At 69.4% G+C, this 3,463-nt stretch carries 3 protein-coding genes; all 3 read right to left on the reverse strand.

From position 1 onward, the window contains the following. On the reverse strand, nucleotides 1-282 hold a 282-nt coding region (locus IF43_RS0135245; protein WP_158939680.1), incomplete at its 3' end, for a sugar phosphate nucleotidyltransferase. 49 nt (nucleotides 283-331) lie between these two features. After that, nucleotides 332-1,492 (reverse strand): glycosyltransferase, encoded by a 1,161-nt coding sequence (locus IF43_RS0135250; protein WP_030210927.1) that lies wholly within the window; start codon nucleotides 1,490-1,492, stop codon nucleotides 332-334. Continuing rightward, the coding region (locus IF43_RS0135255; protein WP_037891494.1) for a CDP-glycerol glycerophosphotransferase family protein at nucleotides 1,489-3,463 on the reverse strand (1,975 nt) is incomplete at its 5' end. The genes IF43_RS0135250 and IF43_RS0135255, both read right to left, overlap by 4 nt.

Consider the following 3,463-nt stretch of genomic DNA (forward strand, 5'->3'; position numbering starts at 1 on the left):
GACCTTCTTGAGCCGGTCGTCGTCGCCCTTGGCCTGCAGGGCCGACTCCAGCTCGTAGTTGCGGTCGAAGTGGTCCTCCAGCGGCCGCTTGTTGCGGCCCGTGATCATCAGTACGTCGCTCAGGCCGGCGGAGACCGCCTCCTCGACCACGTACTGGATCGCCGGCTTGTCGACGACGGGCAGCATCTCCTTGGGGGTGGCCTTGGTCGCCGGCAGGAACCGGGTACCCAGACCAGCCGCCGGGATGACGGCCTTGGTCACCGTCTGCTGCGAATTGTTCATGCCCATGAATCCACCAACTTGTCCAACACGAAGGAAACCGGCCCGCTCATCAACGGTCGAGGAAGGAGAACAGCTGCTCCCAGCGGGCGACGATCTCCGCGGGGACGTACCGCTGTATTCGCTCACGGGCCAGGTCGCCCATCCCGTCGCGCAGCTCCTTGTCCGCCATCAGGCGGCTCAGGATGCGGGCGAGGCCGGTGGTGTTGCCCAGGGCGGCCAGCAGGCCGTCCTCGCCGTCGTGGATGATCTCCCGCACGCCCGGCGCGCAGTCGAACGCGGCACAGGGCACGCCGGCCGCCATCGCCTCCATCAGGGCGAGGGGGAAGCCCTCGCCGCGCGAGGACTGCACGAAGATCGAGCTGCCGTGCAGGGCCCCGATCACGTCGCTGGTGCGCCCCATCCACTCGACGGAGGAGTCCAGGCCCAGCTCGGAGCACTGCTTCTTGAGCATCTCCTCGTCCTCGCCGGAGCCGTAGATGCGCAGCGTCCAGTCCGGGTGCTCCGGTGCGACCTCGGCCCAGGCGTCGAGCAGCATGTCGATGCCCTTCTGGTCCGCCAGCCGGCCGATGCTCGCGACGACCTTCTCGCTGCGCGGCGAGGGCTCGCCCGGCATGAACGGCAGCGGGTTGGGCATGTACGAGGCGTTGTTCAGGCCCTGGCGGATCCAGAGGTCGGAGTCCTCCTGGGTCAGCGCCAGCATCCGGTCGACGTCCTTGTAGTACCGCTGCACGCGCGGGAAGCGCGAGCAGGCCTTGGTGTACTCGAAGGACTCGTGGCTCATGCCGATGACGGTCACGTCCGAGGTGTCCGCGAGGACCACCCACTCCATGGCCCACACCTGCGTGACGATCACGACCGCGCCCTTACCGGCCGCGCGGAACATCGCGGTCAGTCTGGCGGCCTGCTCCTGCATGCCCTCGTCGCGACGGGACTTCTGCAGCCGCCGGCCGACGTTGAGCTTGTGCACGCCCTGGATGCGCGGCACCGGACCCGGGTGCCGGTCGCCGTAGAGGGTCGTCGTCGGGTACGGCAGGTCGGTGCCGATGTCCTGGACGACCTCGGCCTGGGTGATGCCGATGACGTGGACGTTGTGGCCGCGCTCGGTGAACAGGCGGGCCATCTGGTGCGTCCAGGTGGTCACACCGCCCAGTTCGTCGACCTGGTTGCCGACGAAGAAGATGTCGCGCCGCGGGTCGGCGTACTCGGTCATCCATTCCTCCTGTGGGAGAAGAACTCGTCGACGATGCGGCGGGCTGCGGAACCCGTGTCGTACTCGCCGAACTCGGCAACGAAGCGCTTGCGGTCGGCGGCGTGCTCGGCGACCGCGCGGTCGAGCGAGCCGATCTCCTCGAACAGCTCGGCCGCCGTCCGCACGACCGGGCCCGGGGCCGACTCGAAGAGGTCCCAGTAGGCGCCCCGCTCGGTCGTGTACTCCTCGTAGTCGTACGCGAAGAGGAAGATCGGGCGGTCCAGGAGCGCGTAGTCGAACATGATCGACGAGTAGTCCGTGATCAGTGCGTCGGCCAGCTCCAGCACCGGCGACACGTCCGGCGAGGACGACACGTCGATCACCCGGCCGCGCACCGACGGCGGCAGCGTGACGTGGTTGAGGTAGTGCGAGCGCACCAGCAGCACGTACCGGTCGCCGAAGCGCTCGGCGAACTCCTCCACGTCGAAGGGCAGCTCGAAGGCGGCGCTGCCGCGGCCGCGGTTGCGGAACGTGGGCGCGTACAGCAGCACCTTCTTGTCCGCGGGGATGCCGAGCTCGGCCGCCAGCTTCCCGCGCTCGCGCACGCCGGAGGCGTCCTCGCGCTCCTTCGCGGCCACGAGGGCGTCGTTGCGCGGGTAGCCCGTGCGCAGCAGCACCTTCTCCTGCAGGCGGAAGGCCTTGGCGAGGGTTCGGGTGTCGTGCTCGGAGCGGATCAGGAAGCGGTCGAAGCGGTCCAGCGTCCGCTGCATCTCGTCCTGCTGCGGCTTGGACTTGAGCTTCCAGGCCGCCTCGTCGAAGCCCATGCGCTTGAGCGCGGAGCCGTGCCAGGTCTGGATGTACGTGGTCTCGGGGCGCTTGGTGAGCTTGAGCGGGAAGCCCTGGTTGTCGATCCAGAACTCGGCCTGGGCCAGCGCCTTGAGGTACGGCAGCGACCAGCGCTTGACCAGGGTGGCGTCCTTCGGGAAGCCCTTGGTCGAGCCCTCGTGGGACCAGACGGCCTCGAACTGCACGCCCTGGCGGCGCATCTCCTCGTAGATGGCGCGCGGGCTGTCGCTGTACTGCTTGCCGAGGTGGCTCTCGAAGACGACCAGGCCCTTCTTGACCGGCAGCTTGGAGAACACCTCGTGGTACAGGCGCAGCTTGGTCTCGCCCGAGGACAGCTTGCCGCGGACGCCCTTCGCCTTGCGGACACCGGACTTCGCCAGCCGCGCGGGGGCGGCCTGCATGCTGCGGTCGATGAACGCCTGGATGTTCTCGGCGCGCTTGTCGTACGAGGCGAGGCAGAAGGCGAGGTGGCCGCGCGGGGAGACCTCGGGCTCCAGGTGGTCGGCGACCATGCGCGTCAGCCGCGGCCGCACCGGCAGGGCGCCCTCGACGAGCTCCGGGTTGCCGGCGGACAGGCGGGTCGTGGTCCGTACGCCGTCCGCGTCCAGGTGCAGCCGGACGTCCCACACGGCGTCCACCACGCCGATCGGGCGCAGCTGTGCGGCGAGGTCGGCGGTGGCCGTCCACGTGACGGCGGTGCCCGCGTGCGTGACCGTCGCGACGGGGAAGCGGACCGGCTTGACGCCGACCTTGCGGCGGGCCCGGAACTCCAGCTCGGCGCTCAGCTTCGCGCCGGGCTTGATGCGGCCCAGCGGGTTCACGACGCGGCCGCTGAGCGTGACGGAGCCGTCCTTCGCCGCGTACGCGGTGAGCTCGTTGCGCAGGAACATCTTGTCGATGCTCTTGGCGTGCAGGCCCAGGCTCGTCACGTCGAGCACGCGACGGCCCTGCGGGTCGTCGAGGTGCTCGGCACACCAGTAGATCCGGCCGTCCTGCTCGTGCAGCGGCGACGCGACCTTGCCCTGGTTCGCCAGTGCGTCCACCGCCGGGAGGAGGTTGTCCCAGTCCTCCTGCTTGAGGAGGTAGGCGCAGATGGCTTGGAGGGGTTGGACGTGGTCGTAGGCGGCGGGGTCGAGGGTGTCGAGG

This window comes from Streptomyces sp. NRRL S-87, from assembly GCF_000719335.1.
In the GTDB taxonomy this organism is placed as follows: Bacteria; Actinomycetota; Actinomycetes; order Streptomycetales; family Streptomycetaceae; genus Streptomyces.